Origin of the sequence: Streptomyces sp. NPDC000404, from assembly GCF_040300365.1 — a bacterium.
In the GTDB taxonomy this organism is placed as follows: Bacteria; Actinomycetota; Actinomycetes; order Streptomycetales; family Streptomycetaceae; genus Streptomyces; species Streptomyces ramulosus.
Genome location: NZ_JBEPDN010000012.1, coordinates 94,469 through 117,338, shown reverse-complemented (window position 1 = coordinate 117,338; position 22,870 = coordinate 94,469). Strand labels below are relative to the sequence as shown.

Here is a 22,870-nt window from a genome sequence, read left to right as displayed (position 1 = left end):
GCGAACCGATGGCTCCCACCGCAGATCCGACCGACGGTCAGACCCCGGACCGGGCGCACCCGCCGGGCCCCGCGCCTGCCCCGGCGGCCCTCCCCGGCCTTCCCGGCCACGCCGATGTCGTCATCGTCGGCGGCGGCGTCATCGGCGCCGCCGTCGCCTTCCACCTCGCCGAGGCGGGCGCCGGCGACGTGGTCCTCCTCGAACGCGACCACCCCGCCGCCGGCTCCTCCGGCAAACCCCTCGGCGGCGTCCGCGCGCAGTTCTCCGACCCGCTCAACATCCGCCTCGGACAGCGCAGCCTCGACGCCTGGCGCGACTTCGCCCGCCGCCCCGGCGCCGACATCGGGCTGGAACACGCCGGATACCTCTTCCTCCTCGGCGACGCCGCCGAACGCGACCTCTTCGCCGCCGGGATCGAGCTGCAGAACTCCCTCGGCGTCCCCAGCCGTCTGATCACCCCGCGCGAGGCCCACGACCTGTGCCCGTACGCCGACCCGGACACCCTCACCGCCGCCGCCTGGTCACCCGCCGACGGCTACGCCCGCCCCGAAGCCGCCGTCACCGGCTATCTGCGCGCCGCCCGCCGCCTCGGCGCCCGCATCCACACCCACTGCCCGGTCACCGGCGTCGACACCGCCGCCGCCCCCGGGCTCCAGGCGGTCCGCACCCCGTACGGATCCATCCGCACGCCCGTCCTCATCTGCTGCGCCGGCGCCTGGTCCGCGACCGTCGGTGAGATGGCCGGGGCGCGGCTGCCGGTCACCCCGCTGCGCCGGCAGATCGCCCTCACCGGACCGCTGGACCCGGCCCCGCCCCGCATCCCCTTCACCCTCGACTTCGGCTCCACCCTCTACTTCCACAACGACGCCGCCGGCGGCCTCCTCCTGGGCCTCTCCGACCCCGCCCAACAGCCCGGCTTCGACCGGACCTTCACCCGCGAATGGCTCACCCCCTTCCGCGCCGCCGCGGCCCGCCGCGCCCCCGCCCTCGCCCGCCTCCCGGTCCGCGACGGCTGGGCCGGGCTCTACGAGATGACGCCGGACCGCAACGCCCTCATCGGCGAGGCGGACCGCCCCCCGAACCATCAGGGAAGGTTCCTGTACGCCACGGGCTTCTCCGGCCACGGCTTCCTCCAGGCGCCCGCCGTCGGCGAGATCGTCCGCGACCTGTGCCTTGGCCGCACCCCGTTCCTCGACGTCACCCCGCTCTCCGCGGCCCGCTTCGACGGCGCCACGCCCACCCGTCCCGAGGCCCACATCATCTGACCGTCCCCTGGAGGCTCCCGTATGGTCCCCACCTGGCGGCTGCGCGCCGCCTTCGCCCGCCGCCTGTCCGCCGTGTACGGCGCGGAGGTCCCCGCCTACACCACGCTCCTCGACGTGACCGCGCAGATCAACGAGGAGACCGTGCGCCGCGACGGACACCCCGGACACCTCGGCGGACTCGACCGCGTCACCGCCGAACGGCACGGCGCGATCCGCGTCGGCACCCCGGACGAACTGCGCCAGGCGGGCGCGGTCTTCGCCGCGCTCGGCATGCACCCCGTCGGCTTCTACGACCTGCGCGACGGGCCCGGCGCCGTCCCCGTCGTCTCCACCGCCTTCCGCCCCCTCGACGCCGAGGAGCTGGAGCGCAACCCGTTCCGCGTCTTCACCTCCCTGCTCACCCCCGACGACCGCCGCTTCTTCGACGACTCCCTCGCCCGCCGCCTGGCCGCCTTCCTCGGCCGCCGCACCCTCTTCCCGCCCGAACTCCTCACCCTGGCCGCCCGCGCCGAGGACACAGGCGGCCTGCCCGACGCGGACGCCGACCGCTTCCTGACCCTCGCCACCGAGGCGTTCGCCCTCTCCACCGAACCCGTGGACCGCGCCTGGTACGAGGAGTTGTCCCAGGTCAGCGCGGTCGCCGCGGACATCGGCGGGGTCACCACCACCCACCTGAACCACCTCACCCCGCGCGTCTTGGACATCGACGCCCTCTACCGGCGGATGACCGACCACGGCATCACCATGATCGACCGCATCCAGGGCCCGCCCCGCTGGGACGGCCCCGACGTCCTGTTGCGCCAGACGTCGTTCCGGGCGCTCGCCGAACCCCGCGCCTTCCGCGAGGCCGACGGCCGCGTCACCGACGGCACCCTGCGCGTCCGCTTCGGCGAGGTCGAGGCCCGCGGCATCGCCCTCACCCGCACCGGCCGTGCCCGCTACGACGCCCTCACCGCCGAGACCGACCGGCGCACGGCCGGCTCCGGCACCACCGCGGCGGAGCACGCCGCCACCGCCCGCGCCGTCTGGGAGGCCGGCTTCCCCCGCACCGAACGCCAACTGGCCGCCGAAGGCCTCGCGTTCTTCACCTACGCCCCCGCCCTCACCCGCCCCCGCGACGGCCGCCGCCCGCCCGACACCCTCGCCGCCCTCCTCGACCAGGGCTGGCTGACCGCCCGTCCGATCGTCTACGAGGACTTCCTGCCGCGCTCCGCCGCCGGGATCTTCCGCTCCAACCTCACCCGCGACACCACCCGCACCGCCGACCGCACCGCCGCCCCCTACGACGCCGACCGCCTCGCCGCCGCCCTCGACCGCCCCGTCCACGACCCGTTCGCCCGCTACGCCGACCGCAGCCTCGGCACGCTGCAACAGGCCCGCCGCGCCCTGGGCCTCGACCCGACCCCCGAGGAGTCCGCATGAGCCACCCCACCACCGACACCCTCCGCGACCGGGCGGCCGCCGCCCTCGCCCGCTGCGGCGCCACCACCGCCCTCGACCCGGCCGCCGCCCCGTCCGGCGCCGCGCTCCCCTCCCGTACGCCGCTGACCGGCGGCCTCCTCGGGACGCTGCCGGCCACCTCGGCCGACGAGGCCGAGGCCGCGCTCGCCGCCGCCACCCGCGCCTTCCACGCTTGGCGGACCGTCCCCGCGCCCCGCCGCGGCGCGCTCGTCAAACGGCTCGGCGCGCTGATCGAGGCCCACCAGGACGACCTCGCCGACCTGGTGACCATCGAGGCGGGCAAGATCCGCTCGGAGGCGCTGGGCGAGGTCCGCGAGATGACCGACATCTGCGACTTCGCGGTGGGCCTCTCCCGCCAGCTCTACGGCCGCACCATCGCCGGCGAACGCCCCGGCCACCGCCTCGCCGAGACCTGGCACCCGCTCGGCGTCGCCGGTGTGATCACCGCCTTCAACTTCCCCGTCGCCGTCTGGTCCTGGAACGTCGCGCTCGCCCTCGTCTGCGGCGACCCGGTCGTCTGGAAACCGTCCGAACTCACCCCGCTCACCGCCCTCGCCTGCACCGCCCTGCTGGCGCGGGCGGCCGCCGACACCGACGCGCCGGACGGCCTGCACCACCTGCTGCTCGGCGGCCCCGGCCTCGGCGCGCTCCTCGCCGACGACCCCCGCGTGGCGCTGCTCAGCGCGACCGGCTCGGTGCGGATGGGCCGCGCCGTCGCGCCCCGCGTCGCCGCCCGCTTCGGCCGCACCCTGCTGGAGCTGGGCGGCAACAACGCCGCCGTCGTCGCCCCCTCCGCCGATCTCGACCTCGCCGTCCGCGGCATCGTCTTCGCCGCCGCCGGCACCGCCGGCCAGCGCTGCACCACCCTGCGCCGCCTGATCGTCCACGAGGACGTCGCCGACCGCCTGCTGCCGCGCATCGCCGACACGTACCGCGGCCTGGCCGTCGGCGACCCGTTCGCCGGCACCACCCTCGTCGGCCCGCTCGTCCACCGCGCCGCCCGCGACGCCATGCACGAGGCGCTGGCCACCGCGCGCCGCGACGGCGGCACCGTCCTCGCCGGCGGCGAGGCATGCCTGACCGACGAGGCACCGGACGCGGCCTACGTCCGCCCGGCGCTGGTCCGGATGGACCGGCAGACCGCCGTCGTCCGCACCGAGACCTTCGCCCCGATCCTCTACGCGCTCACCTACCGCACCCTGGACGAGGCAATCGCCCTCAACAACGCCGTCCCGCAGGGCCTTTCGGCGAGCATCTTCACCCGCGACCAGCGGGAGGCCGAACGCTTCCTCGCCGCCGACGGCTCCGACTGCGGCATCACCAACGTCAACATCGGCACCTCGGGCGCCGAGGTCGGCGGCGCGTTCGGCGGGGAGAAGGAGACCGGCGGCGGCCGCGAATCGGGCTCCGACGCCTGGCGCGGCTACATGCGCCGCGCCACCAACACCGTCAACTTCTCCGACGCGCTCCCGCTCGCCCAGGGCGTCACCTTCCTGTGACGCCACCGCTCCCGGGCCCGCCGGGCCCCGCGTCGCACTGCGGACGGGCCGCGGCGACCGGGCCCGGGCCCGGGAGCGGTCCGGTCAGCGGGCCCCGCCCAGATCCCGGACCAGCGTCGGCGAGGGCCGCGGGATCTCCCCGAAGTCCTCGTCCTCGCCGTCCACCGTCAGCCGGCTGATCACGCCCTCCAGCGCGGGCGGCAACGTCGGCGCGAGCCCGCTGTGCCACTGCACCAGAAGGTTGTGACGGGCGGCGTCCGGCAGCAGCTGCCGGGTGTCGAACGCCGGGATCTGCCGCCGCTCCTCGTCCGGGGAGTGCGCCGCCTGCTCCCGCCAGTACGCCGCGTCCCGGAAGTCGCCGTTGCGGCGGTGCGCCAGATAGAGGCAGTACGCCGCGGTCCGGCTGCCCGCCCCGGCGCCGAAGTGCCACCAGAAGTGCGCCGCCTCGCTGCGCCCCGTGATATGCAGCAGACAGGCGAAGACCAGCGCGCCCTCCGGATCGATGCGGTGCTCGTCGACCAGCCGCTCCAGACTGGCCGCCGCCGCGGCCGCGTTCACCACCAGCGCACAGGCCAGCTCCAGCTCGTGCGTCGCCTCGTCCCGGGCACTGGGATAAGCGCTGGGCGCGCCCCGCTCGGGCCGGTCCGCCGCGGGCCCGCCGGGGCCCGGGCCCGCCGCCGGGCCGTCGCCGTCCAGCAGCCCGAAGCCGTCGAGGACGCCGCGGTCGTCAAGCTCCCCGAAAGCCTCCAGGTCATCGATGTCGGCGACCGCCGCGGCGGCGTCGAGCAGCGCCTCGACGGTGTCGCGCCGGCCGGTTCCGTGGACGGATGTCATGGCTGGTTCCCCCTCGTGTCTGCCTGATCCATTCCGAGCGCCGTGGCGAGCCTGCGCCGGCCCCGGCTGGCGTGCGAGCGGACGGTGGCCTCGTCGACGCCGAGCAGCGCCGCGATCTGCGCGTCGCCGTACCCGATCACATGGCGCAGCACGATCACGTCGCACTGCCGCTCCGGCAGCCGGGCGATCGCCGCGTACAGCCCCAACTGGCTCTCCAATAACGCGAACTGCGCCTGGAACTCCCGCAGCAGCGCCTTGGTGACCACCGCGAAGGCCGCGGTCTCGGTGAGCGCGGTGGGCTTGCGGTGGTCGTAGAGCCACTCCACGACGCACTCCTTGAGGAGCGCCCAGGCGAACGCCTCCACCGACGCCTGCCGCAGCGCGTGCGGCCACACGGCGGCCAGCCGGCGGAAGGCGCCGCGGGTCACCTCGACGGCCGCGTCGCGTCCCCCGGTGTGCAGATACGCGTACTTGAGCCACTTGCGCGCATGGGTGGTGTGGAACGCCTCGAAGGAGAGCGACAGCTGACGGTCCGTCTCCGTCTCCGCGTCACCGTCCGTCTCCGGCTCCGCTCCCGTGGTCCCGAGGGTGCTCGGGTCGGCGTACCGGCTCATGTACGCCCCTCGTGTGCGCGCCCGGTACATCGCTCCCGGGCGCCCGAACACGCCCCGCGCACGCCGGTGGGGAAAGAGGGGCGCGCGGGGAGTGCCGGGCGGGCGGCGGCCGGTGGTTGCCGGGCCCTGGTGGTCGTCCGCCGCGCCGCCGCCGGGTGGGCGTGCGCCCCCGTGGATGCGGGCGGGAGCCGGTGCCGGTATGCGCTCACGAGCCGTCCTCGTTCCGTTCGCCGTGCACCGCCGGTCCCGGTGCGTCAGACGTCGGGGGAGCGGCGGGAGGACGGTTGTCCTCCCTTCCAATGAACAGGAAAGTGCACCCATTTGTGGCACGGGGGCGAAGAATTCCGCCGCCGGGTATTCATATGACCGCACGCAACCGGGGGGCACGGGTAAGGGGCCTCCGTACGCGCCCCGCGCACGCCGTCCGCCCCGGCGTGCGCCCCGCCCGCCCCGGTGCCGCGGTGCGGCCCGTGACGGGGCCGCGGGGCGGTGCCACAATCGATCATGGCCGCCGGTCGGCGGTCCGCCGGACAGGGGAGGCTGGACACGATGAGCGACCACACCGCGTCAGGGGTGGACCTGCAGCTGGACCGGGCCCATTCGGCCCGTATCTACGACTACTTCCTCGGCGGCAAGACCAATTTCCTGGCCGATCGGATGGCGGCCGGCAAGGTCCTCGGTGTCTTCCCCGGCGCGCTGGTCGCCGCCCGCATCAACCGCGAGTTCATGCACCGCGCCACCCGCTTCCTCGCCGAATCGGGCATCCGCCAGTTCCTCGACATAGGCACCGGCATCCCCACCTCGCCCAACCTCCACGAGATCGCGCAGTCCGTGGCGCCCGACGCCCGCGTCGTCTACACCGACAACGACCCGATCGTCCTCGCCCACGCCGCCGCGCTGCTGCAGAGCACCCCCGAGGGCCGCACCGCCTACGTCCAGGCCGACGCCCACGACCCCGGCGGCATCATGGCCGCCCCCCAACTCCTGGCGGCGCTGGACCTCACCCGGCCGGTGGGCCTCAGCCTGAACGCCCTGATGCACTTCGTCACCGACGACGGCGAGGGCCGCGCGCACGCCATCGTCGAGGCCCTCAAGGCCGCGGTGCCCAGCGGCTCCACCCTCGCCATGACCCATGCCACGCCGGACTTCGCGCCCGAGGCGATGGGGGGCATCGTCGACATCTACGCCGCCGCCGGGACCGCCCTGCAGTTCCGCTCCCGTGCGGAGTTCGCCCGCTTCTTCGACGGCTGGGAAATCCTGGATCCCGGCATCACCCTCTCCCACCAGTGGCGCCCCGACCGCCCCGAGGACGCCACCCACGTCACCGACGCGGAGGCGGCCTGCTACGCGGCCATCGCCCGCAAGCCGTGAGGTCCTAAGACCGCTGCCCTGCGGATTCCACGAGCCCCTGGATGCCGTCGAGTACGCAGGTGAGACCGAAGTCGAGCGGGTCGTCCCCGGCGGGCGCGAAGGCGCCCTCGGCGACGGCGCGGGTGACGGCGGGGAACCGGTCGGCGTGCAGGGCGAGTTGACGGGTGGTGAGGCGGTCCCACTCCCGGTCGCCCCGCTCGTCGCTGTCGAGCGTCTGCTGGGTGAGGTTGCGTACCAGGCTCAGGACGAGGATGACCGCGTCGTGACGGCGGCGGGCGTCGAGCCCGGTCGGTTCGAGGGCGGCCAGCGCCGCGTCCAGCCAGGCCACCTGGTGCGGTCCCATGGCCTGCCGCCGGAGGCCGGTCGCGGCCAGGAGCCAGGGGTGGGCGCGGTAGACGCGCCGGCAGGCGCGGGCCCAGGCGTCGAGGCGGGGGCGCCAGCCGTCCGGCAGATGGCCGAGGTCGGGCGGGGAGTCGAGCGCCGTGTCGACCATCAGGTCGATGAGGTCGGGTTTGCCGGGGACGTAGCGGTAGAGGGCCATCGTGGTGACCCCGAGCATCTCGGCCACCCGCTGCATGGAGAGGGCCGCGAGCCCTTCGGCGTCGGCGATCTCGATGCCGCTGCGCGCCACCTGGACGGGCGTGAACTTCGGCTTCGGCCCCCGCCGCGGACGGCCGTCGGCCTCGCCCCACAGCAACGCGAGGCTGGCCCCCGGATCCCGCTTGCTCTCCCTGCTCGCCGGCACGGACCGGCCTCCCTTCCCTGGTCGGACCGTCGGACGACGACGGCGGCGGACGGCAACGGCGGAAGTCATGGCCATCGGACGACGCCGGGGCGTTGCCTCCCGCCCATTAACTGTGTATAAGGTACACAGCAATTAACGGTGTAGTACGTACACAGTTCTTGGGTGGCGTTCCCCGCCCGTCCGCTCCCGGAGGTCTCCATGCTCGGCACGATGATCACCGCAGCTCTCGGCGCCGGCGTCGCCGCTCCGGCGGCCGGTCTCCTCGCCCACCGCGCCGTCGTCCGCGCCGGCAACGCCCGCCGGCTGCGCATCACCACCAGCCACGGCGTCGACGAGCGGTACTTCGCCCGCATCGGCGGGCTCGACCAGTGGCTCTCCGTCCGCGGTGAGGACCGCGCCAACCCCGTCGTGGTGGAGCTGCACGGCGGTCCCGGCGCCTCCCACTCGGCCCTCGCCCACGTCTCCCGGGACTGGGAGCGGCACGTCACCCTGGTGCGCTGGGACATGCGCGGCACCGGCAAGACCTTGCGCCGCTCCGGCGCGGACGGTCAGGGAGAGGTGACGTTCGCGCGGCTGCTGCGGGACGCGGTGGAGGTGGTGGAGCATGTGCGGGCGCGCCTCGGGGTGCGGCGCGTCGTCCTGCTGGGCTGCTCCTTCGGCAGCGCCCTCGCGCTGCGCCTGGCGCGCAGCCGCCCCGACCTCGTCGGCGCGTACGTCGGGACCGACCAGAAGATCTTCGACGGCGGCCGGGACCTCTCCGACCACGCCGCCGTCCTGGACCGGCTGGCGCGGGCGGGCAAACGGAGGCAGCTCGCCGCCGTACGGGCGATGGGGCCGGACCCGCGGGCCTGGAGCGCCGAGCAGTTCGGCCACTTCCACCGCGCCGCCTCCGCCACCGATCCGCACACCTTCGCCGCGATGAAGTCGGTGGTGCTGAAGTCGCTGTGGTACTCGCCGCGGCACTCGTTGCGCGAGATCGGCACCTTCTTCAGGAGCTTCCAGGTCTCCTCGGCCGTGCTGCCGGACACCGCCGCCTTCGACGACCGGGCGGACGGCACCGCCTTCGACGTCCCGTTCTTCGTCGTCCAGGGCGCCTGCGACCTGGTGAACACCCCGGCCCGGGCCCGTGCCTTCTTCGACGACGTCCGGGCCCCCGTCAAGGAGTTCGCCCTGATCGAGGACGCCGGCCACTTCGCCGCCTACCGGCGGCCCGGCCTCTTCCTCGACTTCCTGCTGACCCGCGTCCTGCCCACGCTCGACGGCGCCCGGCAGAGGGCGTGACACCGGCGCGAGGCGCCCGAGCTCCCGGCCGGAGCCCGGCGGCCGCCCGGATCGGCGGCCGCCGGGACCTTCTTATGCCTTCCGGTACCCGTACGCCTCCCCGGCCGCGGCCGCCACCGCCGGGAGGTCGGCGCCGGTCGACGCGGTGACCACGGCGGCCACCGCGCCCTCCAGGAACGGCGCGTCCACCAGCCGCGCCTCCTCGGGCAGTTCGTCGCCCTCGGCCAGCATCGACTTCACGGTCAGCACCGCGCTGCCCAGATCGACCAGCAGCGCGACGCCCGCCCCGCCGTCCACCGACCGGGCCGCCTCGGCGATCAGCTCCGCGCTGGTGCCCAGCCCGCCGTCCGGGGTGCCGCCCGCCGCGGCCACCGGCGCCTTCGCCCCGCCCGCCAGCCCGACGGCGAGCGCCGCCACCGACTCCGCCACCGGACCGCTGTGCGACACCAGCACGATGCCGACCGTCCCGGCCACCGCCGTCCGCTCCGTCATCGCGCCACCTCCGCGAGCGTCGCGAACAGCAGCGCCGACGACGCCGCACCGGGATCCTCGTGCCCGATGCTGCGCTCCCCGAGATAACTGGCGCGCCCCTTGCGCGCCTGGAGCGGTACGGTCGCCCGCGCGCCGCCCTCGGCCGCCTCGGCCGCCGCCGCGAAGCCGTCCGCCAGCGCGGTCACCGCCGGGTCCAGCGCGTCCAGCATCGTCTTGTCGCCCGGCGCCGAACTGCCGAGCTGCCCGACCGCGTCCACCCCGGCGCGCAGCCCGTCCCGCAGCTGCTCCGTGCCGACCTGCTCCGCGTCGCCCAGCGTCTTGCCGGTGCGCCGCAGCAGCGTGCCGTAGAGCGGGCCGGATGCGCCGCCGACGGTGGAGACCAGCGTCTTTCCCGCCGTGACGAGGACGGCGCCGGGCGTCGCGGGCGGCTCCTTCTCCAAGGTGGTGCGGACGGCGGTGAAACCGCGCTTGAGGTTGCTGCCGTGGTCGGCGTCGCCGATCGCGGAGTCCAGGTCGGTGAGGTGATCGGCCTCCCGGTCGACGGCGGCGGCGACCGCCGTCATCCACCGGACGAAGAACGCGGCATCCAGGGCCGTTTCGGACACGTGACTCTCCTCTGCTCGTGGCGCTGCGGATGGTGCGGGTGGTGCGGACGATACGGGCACCCGGGCGTCCCCCGGGCGCCGGGCGGCGCTGCCGGTGCGGCTCAGCGGCCCCACCGCAGCCCCGCGGTCTGCACCGGCGCGTCCCACAGCCGCAGCAGCTCCCCGTCCACCTGACAGAGCGTCACCGAGGCGCCCGCCATGTCCAGCGAGGTCACGTAATTGCCGACGAGCGTCCGGGCCACCGCCACCTCGCGGTCGGCGAGCCGCCGGTGCACCTCGGCCGCGAAGCCGTACAGCTCCAGCAGCGGCGTCGCCCCCGCGCCGTTGACCAGCACCAGCACCGGCAACTCCGGCTGCAGGTCGTCCAGGACCGCGTCCACCGTGACCTCGGCGATCTCCCGGGACGTCATCATCGCGCGCCGCTCCCGCCCCGGCTCGCCGTGGATGCCGACACCCAACTCCAGCTGCCCGGACGGCAGATCGAAGGTCGGACTGCCCTTGGCCGGGGTGGTGCAGGGGGCGAGCGCCACCCCGAAGCTGCGGGACGCGGCGACGACCTGCCGGGCGATCGCCTCGACCCGCTCCAGCGGCGCGCCCTCCTCGGCCGCCGCCCCGGCGATCTTCTCCACGAAGAGGGTGGCGCCGGTGCCGCGGCGGCCCGCGGTGAACGTCGAGTCGGTCACCGCCACGTCGTCGTCGACCAGCACGCTGGCGACCGTGACGCCCTCGTCCTCGGCCAGCTCCGCCGCCATCCGGAAATTCAGCACGTCACCGGTGTAGTTCTTGACGATGAACAGCACGCCCGCCCCGCTGTCCACGGCGGCCGCCGCCCGCACCATCTGGTCGGGCACCGGCGAGGTGAACACCTCCCCGGGACACGCCGCGTCCAGCATTCCCGGCCCGACGAACCCGCCGTGCAGCGGCTCGTGCCCGCTGCCGCCGCCGGAGAGCAGCGCGACCTTCCCGGCCACCGGCGCGTCCCGCCGCACCACCACCCGGTTCTCGACGTCCACGACCAGCTCGGGATGGGCCGCCGCCATACCGCGCAGCGCGTCCGCCACGACGGTCTCGGCGACGTTGATGAGCATCTTCAACGGTTCCTCCTGCGATGGATCCCGGCCACCCCGTGCGGGCCCGGCCGGACGGCGGACGACCAGTATCGAAGAGCCGGGCCCGATTGGTGGAGCGACGCGGGAATTCCGTCGTCCCGGAAGATCGTCCAGCGGTGGCGGCGGCCCGCCCGGCCGGTCTCAGCGGGTCGTGTAGCCCCCGTTCAGGAAGAGCGTCTGGCCGTTGGCCCACCAGCCGTCGGTCAGCAGCGTCCGCACCCACGGCACGATGTCCTCGATCCTGGTGAGCTCGCCGTTCATCGCGGACGCCTTGTGGAACGCGACGGAGTCGTCGTCCTCCGCCGGATAGAAGAACGGCGTGTCCATCGGCCCCGGCGCGATGTTGTTGACCGAGATGTTCCGCCCGAACAGCTCCTTCGACAGGGCCCGCGCGAAGTGCTCCACGGGTGCCTTGCTCCCCGCGTACGAGGAGTACAGCCCGGTGTAGGCGGCCAGCAGCGAGGTGACGACCGTGACGATCCTCCCGCCGTCCTCGATCCGCCGGGCGGCCTCCTTCATCACGAAGAACGCGGCCTTGGAGTTGACCGCGAACATCCGGTCGTACTCCTCCTCCGTGATCTCGGTCATCGGCTTCTTCAGCACCATCCCGGCCGTGTTGACGCTGATGTCGAGCCTCCCGAAGCGCTCGACGACCTCGTCGAAGGCGCGCGCCACCTCGGCCGGCCGGGTCAGATCCGCCTGGAGCGCGAACGCCTCACCCGGCCCGGCGTTGATCCGCGCGACGACGTCCTCGGCCTTGGCCCGGGAGGAGTCGCTGTTGTAGTGGACCGCGACCCGGGCGCCCTCCGCGCCGAGCGTGCCGGCGATCAGTCCGCCGAGATTGCGCGACGCACCGCCGATGAAGGCGGCCTTCCCCTGGAGCGTGGTGTCCGGCTTGCTGACCATGTCGGCCTCCTGCGTGTGCTGGCGAACGGCGCGGCCCGGCCGCACCCCTGTCCCACCAGCCTCATCGGCCCCGCCGCCACAGGTCTTGAACGCTCCGCACCGGCCCGTACACGGAAACGGCGGCCCGGGGAGTTCCCCGGACCGCCGCTGTGGCCCGCCGGTGGCGACGGGACCGAGGGCCTACCCGCCCGTCAGTTCGAGCACTGAGCCGCCTGGTTGAGGTACTGCGTCGCCTGGTCGCGGTAGGCCCGCGCCTGCTGCATGTACGCGTCGGCCCGCTGGTTGTCGCCGCGGGCCGCGGCCTCCCGTGCGTTGGCCTCGGCCTGGTCGGCCTGGGCCTGGGCCTGCTGGGCCTGCTGCTGCAGCTGCTGCTTGTCGCAGGAGAGCTTCGTGGCGGAGGCGGCGGCCGTGGCGGGCTGGGCCGCGCTCGCCGAGGCGGCGCCGAGGGCGACCGGTGCCGCCGCCGCCATCGTGACGACGGCCGCGGAGACGAGAACACGCGGGAACTTACGCATGGAACGCACCTTTCATGGGCGGTGTGGAGCGAGGGTTCCGCCGGAACCGGCCACCCTTCGGTGCGACAGTAACGAGGCGGGGGAGTACGCGTGTGCCGGATGACGGGTGGAGGTGCTTCCGGATCCGGACGTCCAACATGCGGGACAGGCAAGGGGGTTGACGGCCCACCCGGCCGCACGGCAACGACGGCCGGCCCGCCACCGGCGACCGCCCGCACGGAAACGGCGGTCCGGGGCCTCACCGGCCCCGGACCGCCGTCCCGGCCCGCCGCTGTCGGCGGGCCCGCGCGCACCGCCCGTCAGTCGTGGCAGCGCTTCGCCTTCGCGAGGTAGAGATTGGCCTTCTTGTCGTACGCCCGCGCCTTCTTCTTGTACGCGACGGCCTTCTTCTTGTGGCCGAGACCCATCTCGTGCCGCGCGCGGGCCTCGGCCTTGTCGGACAGGAGCCGGTACTCGTCCGCCTTGTGCCGCAGCTTCTGGGGGTTGCAGGAGATCTTCCCGGCGGCGACCGGGGCGGCGGGCTGCGCCGCACTCGCCGAGGCCGCCCCGGCGGTGACCGGTCCCGCCGTCGCCACCGCGACGACGGCCGCGGAGACGAGGAGACGCCTGAACTCACGCATGGAATGCACCTTCCGTTGGCGGTGTGCCGTGAACGGGTCCGCCCGCCCCGGGGCCCCTGTCGGGGCGGGGGCCACCGGAGCGGCGGACCGCCAGGAACACTAGGCGGGCGCGGTGCGGCCGTGCCTGGACCAAATCCCTCAACAAGCTGGATCACATCTCTCAACGAGGCTGAGTAGCAAGGCTCTTGACGAGAGGGCCGGAACGCCGACCGGGGGCCGCACCGTTGCCCGGGAGCCCGCGCGGCTCACCCCGCCAATCCCAGCTCCGCCGCCAGCCGCCCCCGGTGCCACGCCGCCGAGCCGAGGAGCTGGGCCGAGCCGTAGGCGCGCTTGAAGTAGCGGTGGGCCTCGTGTTCCCAGGTGAGGGCGATACCACCGTGGAGCTGGAGCATCTCGCCGGCCACCGCGGTGAACGCCTCCGAACAGGCGGACTTGGCGGCGGCGGCCAGGCGCGGCAGGGCCGGGGAGCGGTCGTCGGCGGCGCAGGCGGCGGCCAGGGCGGCGGTGCGGGCGGCCTCGACCCGGACGTAGGCGTCGGCCAGCCGGTGCTTGATCGCCTGGAAGGAACCGATCGGGCGGCCGAACTGATGGCGCATGCCGGCGTAGGCGACGGTCCGCTCCAGGCAGTGCGCGGCGGCGCCGGTCTGCTCGGCGGCGAGTGCGGTGACGGCCAGGTCCAGGACGCGGGCCAGCACCCGCGCGCCGTCGCCGTCGGCGCCGAGCAGCCGCCCCTCCGCGCCGTCCAGGACGATCCGGGCCTGGGCCCGCGTGGAGTCGACCGGGACCAGAGCCTCGCGCCGGAGCCGCGGACCGTCGGCGGGGACCTCGAAGAGCGCGAGGCCGTGTGCGGTGCGCGCCGCGACCAGCAGCAGCGCGGCATCCGCGCCGTCCAGGACGTGCTCCTTCCCGCCGGTGAGCCGCCAGGAGCCGTCCGGCCCCGCGGCCGCCTCGGTCCGGATCCGTGCCGGATCCCACGAGCCGCCTTCCGCCCAGGCCAGGGCGCCCACCACCGCACCGGACGCGAGGCCGGGCAGCAGCCGGGCGCGGGCGTGTTCGTCCCCGGTGGCGAGGAGCGCCTGCGTGGTCAGGACCGCGGAGCCGAGGAACGGCAGCGGGCTCAGCGTCCGGCCCAGCTCCGTCAGCACCGCATGGAGTTCGCGGGCGCCGCCGCCGGTGCCGCCGTACGCCTCGGGGACGCCGAGCCCCGCGATGCCGATCTGCTCGGTCAGCGGCCGCCAGGCGTCCGCGCCGTCGTACCGGGTGAGAACCGCCCGCACCGCGGCCCCCAGCTCCCGTTGCTCCGCCGTCAGTCGCACCGTCCACTCCTTCGCTGCCGTCGCGGTGCCGGATTCCGGGCCGGGCCGGCCGTCACGGGGCCAGCACGCGGGCGCGGTGGGCCGCGGGGGTGCCCCAGGCGTCGCGCAGCGCGCGGGCCTTGCGGATCCACAGGGACAGATCGGGCTCCTCGGTGTAGCCGAGGGCGCCGTGCAGCTGGAGCGCGGTGCGCGCCGCCGCGTACGCCGCCTCACCCGCCGCGACTTTCGCCGCGGACACGCCGCGGTCGCCCGCCGCGCCCCGCGCCAGGGCGAGCGCCGCCGCGTACACCAGCGGCTCGGCGAACTCCAGGCCCAGCAGGGTGTCGGCCAGCCGGTGCTTGACCGCCTGGAACGAGCCGACGGGGACACCGAACTGCGTCCGGGCGCGGACGTGTTGGACGGTCGCGTCGAGCAGCGCCCGGCCGAGGCCGAGCGCCTGCGCGGCGGTCGCCAGCGCCGCCACATCGGCCGCCCGGTCCGCCGCCGCCCGCACCCGCGGCCCCCGCGCGAGGACGGGCCCCGGACCCGGCCGGGCCAGCCGCCGCGCCGGATCGGCGGACCGCTGCACCGGCCCCACGGACGCCGCCCGCAGCAGCGCGTCCCCCTCGACGACCAGCACCGTATCGGCGGTGTCGGCGTCCAGCGCGTACGGCTGCGCCTCGGACAGCAGGCAGAGGGAGATCAGGGCGCGCCCGGTGGCCATCCGGGGGAGGAGGCCGCCGATGTCGCCGGAAGCGGCTCCGTCCGGACCGTCCGGCTCCGTCAGCAGGGCCCCCGCCGCGACCGTCTCCACCAGCGGCCCGGGCACCGCGTGCCGCCCCAGCTCCACGAAGGCGACGGCCAGTTCGACCGGGCGCAGGCCCAGCCCGCCGTGCCGCTCGGGAACGGCCAGGGCGAACACCCCGACGTCGGCGAGCTTCTCCCACAGGGCGCGGCCGGGCCCCGGATCGCCGGCCGCCCAGGCCCGTACGGCCGCGGGGGCGTTGGCCGCGCCGAGCAGGGCGTCCAGCGTCCGGGCGAACTCCCGCTGCTCACGGTCGAGGAGGAACCGCATCAGCGCCGTCCCTTCGGCAGGCCGAGCAGCCGCTCGGCGATGATGTCGCGCTGGATCTCGTTGGTGCCCGCGTAGAGCGGACCGGCGAGCGCGAAGACATAGCCGTCCGCCCAACGGCCGTGCGCGGGCGCCTCGCCGGCGTCGTCGGCGAGTTCGCCGTACGGGCCGAGCAGATCGAGGGCGGTCTCGTGCAGCGCGAGATCCAGCTGCGACCAGAAGACCTTGTTCAAGCTGGCCTCCGCGCCGATCGGCTGCCCGGCGGCGAGCCGGGCGGCGGCCGCGTGGGTGAACAGGCGGTACGCCTCGGCGCCGATGACCGCATCGGCGACCCGGTCGCGCAGCGCCGTGTCCCCGGGCGCGCCGCGCTCGCGCCACAGCGCGGTCAGCCGCGCGGCGGCCGCGGTGAACCGGCCGGGGCTGCGCAGCGTCAGCCCCCGTTCGTTCCCGGCGGTGGACATGGCGACGCGCCAGCCGTCGCCGGGGGCGCCGATGACGTCCTCGTCGGGGACGAAGACGCCGTCCAGGAAGAGTTCGGCGAAGGCGGGCTTGCCGTCCAGACGGCCGATCGGCCGGACCGTCACCCCGGGCGCGTCCAGCGGGAACATCAGATACGTCAGCCCGTGGTGCGGGCGCGCGCCGCGCTCGCTGCGGAAGAGGCCGAAGGCGCGGTCGGCGAAGGCGGCCCGGGACGACCAGGTCTTCTGGCCGTCGAGCAGCCAGCCGCCGTCCGTGCGGGTCGCCGTCGAGCGCAGCGCGGCCAGGTCCGATCCGGCCTCCGGCTCCGACCACGCCTGCGCCCAGATGACCTCACCGCGCGCCATCGGCGGCAGGATCCGCGCGCGCTGGGCCTCGGTGCCGTGCTCCAGCAGGGTGGGGGCGAGGAGGCCCACGCCGTTCTGCGCGACCCGGCCGGGGGCGCCCGCCGCGTGGTACTCCTCCTCGAAGAGCAGCCATTCGGCGATGCCGGCGCCCCGGCCGCCGTACCGCTCGGGCCAGGACACCGCCGACCAGCGGGCGGCGCCCAGCGTCCGTTCCCACGCGCGGTGGGCGGCGAACCCGTCGGCCGTCTCCAGGGACGGCAGCGGCGCGGCGGGGACGTGCTCGGCGAGCCAGGCGCGGGCCTCGTCGCGAAGCGCGCGTTGCGCGGCGGTGAGGTCGAGGTCCATCAGGATCCGGCCTCCTTCATGGCCCGGACGTCCATCCCGCCGAGCGCGTCCCGCGAGGTCTCCGCGTTGTGCGCATGCGCGAGGTGGTGCAGGCCGAAGACGGAGTCGAGGCCGGTGTGCAGGCCCTGGAGGTCCTCGGCCTGGTTGACCGCGCGCTTGGTCAGCGCCAGGCCCATCCGCGGCTGACCGGCGATCCTCGTCGCCAACTCCAGGGTGTGGTCGAGGAGTTCCTCGCGCGGAACGACGCGGTTGACCATGCCCAGCTCGTAGGCGCGGGCGGCGCTCATCCGGTCGCCGGTGTAGAGGAACTCCTTGGCGATCCGCGGCGGCATCACCCAGGGGTGGGCGAAGTACTCGACGCCGGGGATGCCCATCCGGACCACCGGATCGGCGAAGAACGCGTCGTCGGCGGCGATGATCAGGTCGCAGATCCAGGCCAGCATCAACCCGCCCGCCACACAGGCGCCCTGGACGCAGGCGAGGACCGGTTTGGGCAGCTCCCGCCAGCGGCGGCACATGCCGAGGTAGACCTCGGACTCGCGGGCGTAGCGGCTCTCGGCGCCCTGCTTGTCCGAGTGATCCCACCACAGTCCGGCCGCGCGGTCGAACGGGAGGTGGGCGTCGCGCTCGGGGGTGCCGATGTCGTGACCGGCCGAGAAGTGCTTGCCCGCGCCCGCGAGGACGACGGCCCTGACGCCGTCGTCGGCCGCCGCGCGGTAGAAGGCCCGGTCCAGCGCGTAGGTCATCGCGGAGTTCTGGGCGTTGCGGTAGGCGGGGCGGTCCATGGTGATCAGGGCCACCGGGCCCCGGGTCTCGTAGCGGACCGGCTCCGTCGGGGCAGTGGACATCCGCCCTCCTTCCCTAACAAGTGTTTGGTAGGTTAACGTACCGGCCGGTGGCCGTCGAGATCCGTGGGGGAGCCGGCAGATGACTGCGGTGGAGGAGTTCCGGCAGCAGGCGCGGAGCTGGCTGAAGGCGCAGCTCACCGGCGCGTTCGCGGAGCTGCGCGGCCTCGGCGGGCCGGGCCGGGAGCACGAGGCGTTCGCCGGCCGCCTCGCCTGGGAGCGCCACATGGCCGCCGCCGGATGGACCTGCGTCGGCTGGCCGAAGGAGTACGGCGGCCGCGGCGCCACCCTGGAGGAGCAGGTCGCCTTCCACGAGGAGTACGCGGAGTCCGGTGCGCCCGCGCGGGTGGGCCACATCGGCGAACAGCTGGTCGGCCCGACCCTCATGGCGTTCGGCACCCCGGACCAGCGCGCCCGCTTCCTCCCGGCCATCGCCGCCGTCCGCGACCTGTGGTGCCAGGGCTACAGCGAGCCGGACGCCGGATCCGACCTCGCCGCCGTCCGCACCCGCGCCGAACGCGACGGCGACGACTGGGTGCTCACCGGCCGCAAGATCTGGACGTCACTGGCCCGCGAGTCCCGGTGGTGCTTCGTCCTCGCCCGTACGCAGCCCGGGTCGTCCCGGCACCGGGGCCTGTCCTACCTCCTGGTGCCGCTGGATCAGGACGGTGTGGAGATCCGGCCGATCACCCAGCTCACCGGCACCGCGGAGTTCAACGAGGTGCTGTTCGACGGCGCCCGCACCGACGCCGGGAACCTCGTCGGCGAGGAGGGCGGTGGCTGGGCGGTCGCGATGGCCACCCTCGGCTTCGAACGCGGTGTCTCCACCCTCGGGCAGCAGGTCGGCTTCCGCCGCGAATGGGAGGCGCTGGCCGCCCTCGCGGTCCGCAACGGCGCGGCCCGCGACCCGCTGATCCGCGACCGGCTCGTCCGCTCCTGGATCGCCCTGCAGACCGTCCGCGGCAACGCCCTGCGGATGCTGGAGGGCGCCGCCGCCGGGGCGCCGGGCCCGGAGGCGTCCATCGGCAAGATCTACTGGGCGACCTTCCACCGCGACCTGGGCGAACTCGCCATGGAGATCCGCGGCGCCGCCGGCACCCTCGCCGCCGGGGCGCCGTACGACCTCGACGAGTGGCAGCGGCTGTTCCTCTTCTCCCGCGCCGACACGCTCTACGGCGGCTCCAACGAGATCCAGCGGAACATCATCGCCGAGCGGGTACTGGGACTGCCCCGGGAGGCCCGGCCGTGACGGGCGCCGCCGCGCGCCGCACCGTACGCCCCGGCCCGTGCGCCGCCGGCCCCGGCCCGGTCCCGTCGCCGGGCGGGCGGGGGACGACAATGGCGGTGTGCCGAAAAGCAATGCGCCCGACAGCGGCAAGAAGAAGACGATGACCCCCTCGCCCGAGCGGCGCCGGGAACTGCTCGGCGTGGCCGCCGAGGTGTTCGCCGCGCAGGGGTACAACGCCACCACCGTCCGCAAGATCGCCGACGCGGCCGGAATGCTGGCGGGGAGCCTCTACTACCACTTCGACTCCAAGGAGTCGATGCTCGACGAGATCCTCGCAACCTTCCTCGACGAGCTGTGGGCGGGCTACGACGCCGTCCTCGCCGCCGGGCTCGGCCCCCGGGAGACCATCGAGGCGCTGGTCACCGAGTCGTTCCGGGAGATCGACCGGCACCACGCGGCGGTCGCGATCTACCAGAAGGAGTCCCGCCACCTCTCCGTCCAGCCCCGCTTCACCTATCTCGCCGACTCGCAGCGGAAGTTCGAGAAGGCGTGGCTGGGCACCCTGGAGCGCGGCGTCGCCGACGGCGTCTTCCGCGCCGATCTGGACATCCGCCTCACCTACCGCTTCGTCCGCGACACCGTCTGGGTCGCCGCGTCGTGGTACCGGCCGGGCGGACTGCACAGCCCCGAAGAGATCGCCCGGCAGTACCTGTCGATGGTGCTGGACGGCATCGCCCTCGGGGAGCGCACCCCCTGACGCATCTTCCCTGAGGAGTCCCGATGCCCGAGGCGTATCTCGTCGAAGCGGTCCGCACCCCCGTCGGCCGGCGCGGCGGCGGGCTGTCCGCCGTCCATCCGGCCGACCTCGGGGCGCATGTGCTGACGGCCCTGATGGCGCGCTCGGGCGTGGACCCGGCGGCGGTGGAGGACGTCGTGTTCGGCTGTGTGGACACCGTCGGCCCGCAGGCGGCGGACATCGCCCGCACCTGCTGGCTGGCGGCCGGACTGCCCGAGGAGGTGCCGGGCGTGACCGTCGACCGGCAGTGCGGCTCCTCCCAGCAGGCCGTCCACTTCGCCGCCCAGGGCGTGCTCTCCGGCACCCAGGACCTGGTCGTCGCCGGCGGCGTGCAGAGCATGTCGCAGATCCCGATCGCGTTCGCGAGCCGCCGGGCCGCCGAACCGCTGGGGTTCACGGAAGGGCCCTACGCCGGGTCGGCGGGCTGGCGCGCGCGGTACGGCGACCGGCCCGTCGACCAGTTCCACGGCGCCGAACTCATCGCCGCGCAGTGGGACATCGGCCGCGGGGAGATGGAGGAGTTCGCGCTCGGCTCGCACCGGCGGGCCGCCCGCGCCCTCGACGAGGGCCGCTTCGCCCGCGAGAGCGTGCCGTACGGCGCCGTCACCGCCGACGAGGGCCCGCGCCGTGACACGAGCCTCGCCAAGATGGCGGCGCTGACCCCGCTGACCGAGGGCGGCCGGCTGACCGCCGCCCTCGCCTCCCAGATCTCCGACGGCGCCGCCGCCCTCCTGATCGCCTCCGAACGCGCCGTCCGCGACCACGGACTGACACCCCGCGCCCGCGTCCACCACCTCTCGGTACGCGGCGAGGACCCGATCCGGATGCTCTCCGCGCCGATCCCGGCCACCGCGTACGCGCTGCGCAGGGCCGGGCTGACGATGGACGACATCGATCTGGTGGAGATCAACGAGGCGTTCGCCTCCGTCGTCCTCGCCTGGCTGCGCGAGACCGGCGCCGACCCGGCGAAGGTCAACGTCAACGGCGGCGCCATCGCCCTGGGCCACCCCCTCGGCGCCACCGGCGCCAAGCTGATGACCACCCTCCTGCACGAACTGGAGCGCACCGGCGGCCGGTTCGGCCTCCAGACCATGTGCGAGGGCGGCGGTCAGGCGAACGTGACGATCATCGAACGGCTGTGAGGGGGGCTGAGGCCGATGGGCTCGCACGGTGAGGCGCCGCGTGGGGTTCCGCGCGGGGCCGCCCGTTCAGCACGGCATCATCGGTGGTGCCTTCTCGCCCCCCGTAAGGTCGCAGGGCGCGACGCTATTTCGGGATGAAGGCCAGCCCCTCGGACGTCTCGGTGATGCGGTACCGCCGCAACAACTCGCCGATGGGGAGGTCGCGCAATTCGGCAGAGACTTCCATTTCTGCCAAATTCCGGCCCTCTTCAGGGAGGATGCGACCGCGGACCGGAGGACGGTCGCCGATTTCGGCGATCTCCGCCAGCCCGATGATGGTTCCGTCCGCGGCATACGCCACTTGGACTCGCTGCACTGCGTTTTCCCCTTCCTTATCCGCTCACGCTGATCACGCTGGCCGCGAAGACCGCGTCACCGTTGAGTGCCTGAACCCTTACCACCCAACTCACCGGGCTGGGCTGCCCATTGCCGTGCAGCACGTTGGCCTCGCCGACGTACCAGAGCTGCGCATCGGGCTGGCTGAAGCCCGGAACGAGCTCCACGGCCGGGCGGGTCCAGTCTCCCGGCTGAGGCGGTGACTGCTGGAACCAGAACTCCCACGCGAGGGTTTGGCCCGAGGCTTGACTGAACTGCGTTGGAACGATGGCGTGTCTGACGTTTGGCATGGTCTTCACCACTCCCAGTGAGCCCGAGATCCGTCTCGCCCACTTCAGGTCGACTTCAGGGTTCATACCCGACATGTACAGTTCAAAACGCCCGAGTTCGGTAGCCGATTTCCGTCTCGCTCGTGTGTGCGGGGATTCGGGCCTCATGTGCCGGAGCGTCCTGGCCGTTCCGGGCCGCGGGCGCTGACGCTCGCCCGCGGGGAGCCCCGGGGTCGCGCCCCGGGCGGCGCGGCCCCGGCCCACGCTCCGGGAAGTCGCGCGAGCATCACGCCGAATGTCGCGTCCATGGCGATAATGGGTTCAGGTGCGGAGCCTTGTGGGCGCCGTGCACCGAAACGGGGGGCGAACATGGAGAGTTCCGAACTCGCGGCCATGGCCGTGGCCGTCCTGACCGGAGCGGCGAGCGCGGTCGGCCAGAGCGCCGGAGCCGCGGTCGCCGATTCCGTACGCGCGCGACTGGCTTCGACGGAACGGGGGCGGACGGCCCTGGACGGGCTGCACCGCGCCCCGGAGGACCCGGACGCACGGGACTCCGCCCGCTCCGCGATCCAGGAGGAGATCGAGGCGGACCCGGGGCTGCGCCGTCAGCTGCAGGCGCACCTGACCGCACCGGGGTCCCACACCACGGGCAGCCTGCTGATCACCGGCAGCCAGGTGTCGCGCAGCTCCATCGCCCTCGGCCCGCTGACCATCAACAACACCCGGGGCGGGCGGGCCGTCATCGCGCTGGTGGCCGCTTCGCTGGTGGCCCTGGTCGCGCTGGCCGTGTACGGGGGCGTGCGGCTGATCGTGGTCGATGCCTCTCCCGGTTCGTCGCAGGACGGCGGCGCCCGCCCGGGCGTGCGGGCCCTGAATGTCAGCGAGCTCAGGCGGGTTGTCCCGGACCTGACGAGCATGCCGTCCGGCTGGGAACGGTCCGGGACCCTCAGGACCGGGACGAACGAGGGCAACGGGTGCTCGGGGGTCGAGGCGAAATTCGACACCGCCTACGGGCGCACCAGTGCGGGAACGGTGGTCCACGCGCGGTTCACGGTGGGATCCTGCCCGCGCGCGGAGCTGACCGCGAAGGGGTTCGAGGAAACCCGGTCGAAGGTCGCCGGCACCAACGAGGCGCGGGAGATCCCCCTCCCGGAGCTCGGCGATCAGCGCATCGCGCTCACCCACCACGACGCCGGTCTCGACGAGACGACGGCCATCGCCCTGCTCCGCGTCGGCACCGTCCTCATCAAGCTGGAATACACGCCGGTGGTCGACGACCCGGAATGGAGCACGGAGTTCGAGCGGCTGGCCTCGACGGTCGCCGCTCGCGCCCAGCAGGCCCAGAACGCCTGACCCGGCGCG

The 22,870-nt window shown here is 74.4% G+C and carries 24 protein-coding genes; 9 read left to right on the top strand and 15 right to left on the bottom strand.

Annotated features, from left to right (window positions below; translation table 11 throughout):
- Positions 1–8 precede the first annotated feature (8 nt).
- Genes ABT345_RS23385 through amaB form a run of 3 tightly spaced genes read left to right on the top strand, consistent with a single transcriptional unit; the run spans position 9 to position 4,225 of the window.
- Complete coding sequence (locus ABT345_RS23385) at positions 9–1,265, top strand: NAD(P)/FAD-dependent oxidoreductase (RefSeq protein WP_345091057.1); 1,257 nt, start codon at positions 9–11, stop codon at positions 1,263–1,265.
- Positions 1,266–1,286: 21 nt separating this feature from the next.
- A complete protein-coding gene (hglS, locus tag ABT345_RS23380; protein WP_345091054.1) occupies positions 1,287–2,687 on the top strand; it encodes a 2-oxoadipate dioxygenase/decarboxylase in 1,401 nt (466 codons plus the stop codon).
- Positions 2,684–4,225 (top strand): L-piperidine-6-carboxylate dehydrogenase, encoded by a 1,542-nt coding sequence (gene amaB / locus ABT345_RS23375; protein ID WP_345091052.1) that lies wholly within the window; start codon positions 2,684–2,686, stop codon positions 4,223–4,225. The genes hglS and amaB overlap by 4 nt, the downstream gene beginning before the upstream one ends.
- A gap of 84 nt (positions 4,226–4,309) precedes the next feature.
- Here amaB and ABT345_RS23370 read toward each other — a convergent pair whose 3' ends face one another.
- Positions 4,310–5,059: a hypothetical protein gene (locus tag ABT345_RS23370; protein ID WP_345091049.1), complete on the bottom strand. Its 750-nt coding sequence runs from the start codon at positions 5,057–5,059 to the stop codon at positions 4,310–4,312.
- Positions 5,056–5,673, bottom strand: coding sequence for an RNA polymerase sigma factor (locus tag ABT345_RS23365; RefSeq protein ID WP_345091046.1), 618 nt, complete (start codon positions 5,671–5,673; stop codon positions 5,056–5,058). The genes ABT345_RS23370 and ABT345_RS23365 overlap by 4 nt, the downstream gene beginning before the upstream one ends.
- A 549-nt stretch (positions 5,674–6,222) precedes the next feature.
- Between ABT345_RS23365 and ABT345_RS23360 the strand changes: the two genes are divergently transcribed.
- Positions 6,223–7,044: an SAM-dependent methyltransferase gene (locus ABT345_RS23360; RefSeq protein WP_345091043.1), complete on the top strand. Its 822-nt coding sequence runs from the start codon at positions 6,223–6,225 to the stop codon at positions 7,042–7,044.
- 4 nt (positions 7,045–7,048) lie between these two features.
- Here ABT345_RS23360 and ABT345_RS23355 read toward each other — a convergent pair whose 3' ends face one another.
- Entirely contained in the window at positions 7,049–7,789 is a 741-nt protein-coding gene (locus tag ABT345_RS23355; protein ID WP_345091040.1) for a TetR/AcrR family transcriptional regulator, read from the bottom strand.
- Positions 7,790–7,951: 162 nt separating this feature from the next.
- Between ABT345_RS23355 and ABT345_RS23350 the strand changes: the two genes are divergently transcribed.
- Complete coding sequence (locus ABT345_RS23350) at positions 7,952–9,070, top strand: alpha/beta fold hydrolase (RefSeq protein WP_345091037.1); 1,119 nt, start codon at positions 7,952–7,954, stop codon at positions 9,068–9,070.
- Positions 9,071–9,142: 72 nt separating this feature from the next.
- Here the strand turns inward: ABT345_RS23350 and ABT345_RS23345 are convergent, their stop codons facing one another.
- The 10 genes from ABT345_RS23345 to ABT345_RS23300 all read right to left on the bottom strand — a co-directional run bounded on the left by ABT345_RS23345 (position 9,143) and on the right by ABT345_RS23300 (position 17,701).
- Positions 9,143–9,562 (bottom strand): PTS-dependent dihydroxyacetone kinase phosphotransferase subunit DhaM, encoded by a 420-nt coding sequence (locus ABT345_RS23345; RefSeq protein ID WP_345091034.1) that lies wholly within the window; start codon positions 9,560–9,562, stop codon positions 9,143–9,145.
- On the bottom strand, positions 9,559–10,125 hold the full coding sequence (gene dhaL, locus ABT345_RS23340) for a dihydroxyacetone kinase subunit DhaL (RefSeq protein ID WP_345092169.1): 567 nt from the start codon (positions 10,123–10,125) through the stop codon (positions 9,559–9,561). Before dhaL ends, ABT345_RS23345 begins: the two co-directional genes overlap by 4 nt.
- 143 nt (positions 10,126–10,268) lie before the next feature.
- Positions 10,269–11,261 (bottom strand): dihydroxyacetone kinase subunit DhaK, encoded by a 993-nt coding sequence (gene dhaK, locus ABT345_RS23335; protein WP_345091031.1) that lies wholly within the window; start codon positions 11,259–11,261, stop codon positions 10,269–10,271.
- A gap of 156 nt (positions 11,262–11,417) precedes the next feature.
- A complete protein-coding gene (locus ABT345_RS23330) occupies positions 11,418–12,182 on the bottom strand; it encodes an SDR family oxidoreductase (RefSeq protein ID WP_345091028.1) in 765 nt (254 codons plus the stop codon).
- A 191-nt stretch (positions 12,183–12,373) separates the two neighbouring features.
- Positions 12,374–12,697: a hypothetical protein gene (locus tag ABT345_RS23325; RefSeq protein WP_345091025.1), complete on the bottom strand. Its 324-nt coding sequence runs from the start codon at positions 12,695–12,697 to the stop codon at positions 12,374–12,376.
- 299 nt (positions 12,698–12,996) lie between these two features.
- Entirely contained in the window at positions 12,997–13,317 is a 321-nt protein-coding gene (locus tag ABT345_RS23320) for a hypothetical protein (protein ID WP_345091022.1), read from the bottom strand.
- A 245-nt stretch (positions 13,318–13,562) separates the two neighbouring features.
- Complete coding sequence (locus ABT345_RS23315) at positions 13,563–14,633, bottom strand: acyl-CoA dehydrogenase family protein (RefSeq protein ID WP_345091018.1); 1,071 nt, start codon at positions 14,631–14,633, stop codon at positions 13,563–13,565.
- Between the two features lie 52 nt (positions 14,634–14,685).
- Positions 14,686–15,687 (bottom strand): acyl-CoA dehydrogenase family protein, encoded by a 1,002-nt coding sequence (locus ABT345_RS23310; RefSeq protein ID WP_345091016.1) that lies wholly within the window; start codon positions 15,685–15,687, stop codon positions 14,686–14,688.
- Positions 15,687–16,853 carry an acyl-CoA dehydrogenase family protein gene (locus ABT345_RS23305; RefSeq protein ID WP_345091013.1) on the bottom strand — a complete coding sequence of 389 codons (1,167 nt, stop codon included), beginning with the start codon at positions 16,851–16,853 and terminating at the stop codon, positions 15,687–15,689. The genes ABT345_RS23310 and ABT345_RS23305 overlap by 1 nt, the downstream gene beginning before the upstream one ends.
- Positions 16,853–17,701 (bottom strand): enoyl-CoA hydratase, encoded by an 849-nt coding sequence (locus tag ABT345_RS23300; RefSeq protein WP_345091009.1) that lies wholly within the window; start codon positions 17,699–17,701, stop codon positions 16,853–16,855. Before ABT345_RS23300 ends, ABT345_RS23305 begins: the two co-directional genes overlap by 1 nt.
- 79 nt (positions 17,702–17,780) lie before the next feature.
- On the opposite strand from ABT345_RS23300, the gene ABT345_RS23295 reads away from it, so the two are divergent.
- From ABT345_RS23295 to ABT345_RS23285, 3 genes are all read left to right on the top strand, one after another.
- Positions 17,781–18,947 (top strand): acyl-CoA dehydrogenase family protein, encoded by a 1,167-nt coding sequence (locus ABT345_RS23295; RefSeq protein WP_345091007.1) that lies wholly within the window; start codon positions 17,781–17,783, stop codon positions 18,945–18,947.
- Positions 18,948–19,086: 139 nt separating this feature from the next.
- A complete protein-coding gene (locus ABT345_RS23290; protein ID WP_345092166.1) occupies positions 19,087–19,683 on the top strand; it encodes a TetR/AcrR family transcriptional regulator in 597 nt (198 codons plus the stop codon).
- A 23-nt stretch (positions 19,684–19,706) separates the two neighbouring features.
- Positions 19,707–20,864 carry an acetyl-CoA C-acetyltransferase gene (locus ABT345_RS23285; RefSeq protein ID WP_345091005.1) on the top strand — a complete coding sequence of 386 codons (1,158 nt, stop codon included), beginning with the start codon at positions 19,707–19,709 and terminating at the stop codon, positions 20,862–20,864.
- A gap of 124 nt (positions 20,865–20,988) precedes the next feature.
- Here the strand turns inward: ABT345_RS23285 and ABT345_RS23280 are convergent, their stop codons facing one another.
- Together ABT345_RS23280 and ABT345_RS23275 are read right to left on the bottom strand one after the other, a co-directional pair.
- Positions 20,989–21,204 (bottom strand): hypothetical protein, encoded by a 216-nt coding sequence (locus tag ABT345_RS23280; protein ID WP_345091001.1) that lies wholly within the window; start codon positions 21,202–21,204, stop codon positions 20,989–20,991.
- Between the two features lie 31 nt (positions 21,205–21,235).
- Positions 21,236–21,595 carry a hypothetical protein gene (locus ABT345_RS23275; protein ID WP_345090999.1) on the bottom strand — a complete coding sequence of 120 codons (360 nt, stop codon included), beginning with the start codon at positions 21,593–21,595 and terminating at the stop codon, positions 21,236–21,238.
- Between the two features lie 282 nt (positions 21,596–21,877).
- Between ABT345_RS23275 and ABT345_RS23270 the strand changes: the two genes are divergently transcribed.
- Positions 21,878–22,861 (top strand): hypothetical protein, encoded by a 984-nt coding sequence (locus ABT345_RS23270; protein WP_345090996.1) that lies wholly within the window; start codon positions 21,878–21,880, stop codon positions 22,859–22,861.
- Positions 22,862–22,870 lie beyond the last annotated feature (9 nt).

What these genes read in the sequence shown, in the direction of transcription:
- ABT345_RS23385 (WP_345091057.1), top strand. Translation starts at nt 9, where the DNA reads ATGGCTCCCACCGCAGATCCGACCGACGGTCAGACCCCGGACCGGGCG.
- hglS (WP_345091054.1), top strand. Translation starts at nt 1,287, where the DNA reads ATGGTCCCCACCTGGCGGCTGCGCGCCGCCTTCGCCCGCCGCCTGTCC.
- amaB (WP_345091052.1), top strand. Translation starts at nt 2,684, where the DNA reads ATGAGCCACCCCACCACCGACACCCTCCGCGACCGGGCGGCCGCCGCC.
- ABT345_RS23370 (WP_345091049.1), bottom strand. Translation starts at nt 5,059, where the DNA reads ATGACATCCGTCCACGGAACCGGCCGGCGCGACACCGTCGAGGCGCTG.
- ABT345_RS23365 (WP_345091046.1), bottom strand. Translation starts at nt 5,673, where the DNA reads ATGAGCCGGTACGCCGACCCGAGCACCCTCGGGACCACGGGAGCGGAG.
- ABT345_RS23360 (WP_345091043.1), top strand. Translation starts at nt 6,223, where the DNA reads ATGAGCGACCACACCGCGTCAGGGGTGGACCTGCAGCTGGACCGGGCC.
- ABT345_RS23345 (WP_345091034.1), bottom strand. Translation starts at nt 9,562, where the DNA reads ATGACGGAGCGGACGGCGGTGGCCGGGACGGTCGGCATCGTGCTGGTG.
- dhaL (WP_345092169.1), bottom strand. Translation starts at nt 10,125, where the DNA reads ATGACGGCGGTCGCCGCCGCCGTCGACCGGGAGGCCGATCACCTCACC.
- ABT345_RS23330 (WP_345091028.1), bottom strand. Translation starts at nt 12,182, where the DNA reads ATGGTCAGCAAGCCGGACACCACGCTCCAGGGGAAGGCCGCCTTCATC.
- ABT345_RS23325 (WP_345091025.1), bottom strand. Translation starts at nt 12,697, where the DNA reads ATGCGTAAGTTCCCGCGTGTTCTCGTCTCCGCGGCCGTCGTCACGATG.
- ABT345_RS23320 (WP_345091022.1), bottom strand. Translation starts at nt 13,317, where the DNA reads ATGCGTGAGTTCAGGCGTCTCCTCGTCTCCGCGGCCGTCGTCGCGGTG.
- ABT345_RS23310 (WP_345091016.1), bottom strand. Translation starts at nt 15,687, where the DNA reads ATGCGGTTCCTCCTCGACCGTGAGCAGCGGGAGTTCGCCCGGACGCTG.
- ABT345_RS23305 (WP_345091013.1), bottom strand. Translation starts at nt 16,853, where the DNA reads ATGGACCTCGACCTCACCGCCGCGCAACGCGCGCTTCGCGACGAGGCC.
- ABT345_RS23300 (WP_345091009.1), bottom strand. Translation starts at nt 17,701, where the DNA reads ATGTCCACTGCCCCGACGGAGCCGGTCCGCTACGAGACCCGGGGCCCG.
- ABT345_RS23295 (WP_345091007.1), top strand. Translation starts at nt 17,781, where the DNA reads ATGACTGCGGTGGAGGAGTTCCGGCAGCAGGCGCGGAGCTGGCTGAAG.
- ABT345_RS23290 (WP_345092166.1), top strand. Translation starts at nt 19,087, where the DNA reads ATGACCCCCTCGCCCGAGCGGCGCCGGGAACTGCTCGGCGTGGCCGCC.
- ABT345_RS23285 (WP_345091005.1), top strand. Translation starts at nt 19,707, where the DNA reads ATGCCCGAGGCGTATCTCGTCGAAGCGGTCCGCACCCCCGTCGGCCGG.
- ABT345_RS23275 (WP_345090999.1), bottom strand. Translation starts at nt 21,595, where the DNA reads ATGAACCCTGAAGTCGACCTGAAGTGGGCGAGACGGATCTCGGGCTCA.
- ABT345_RS23270 (WP_345090996.1), top strand. Translation starts at nt 21,878, where the DNA reads ATGGAGAGTTCCGAACTCGCGGCCATGGCCGTGGCCGTCCTGACCGGA.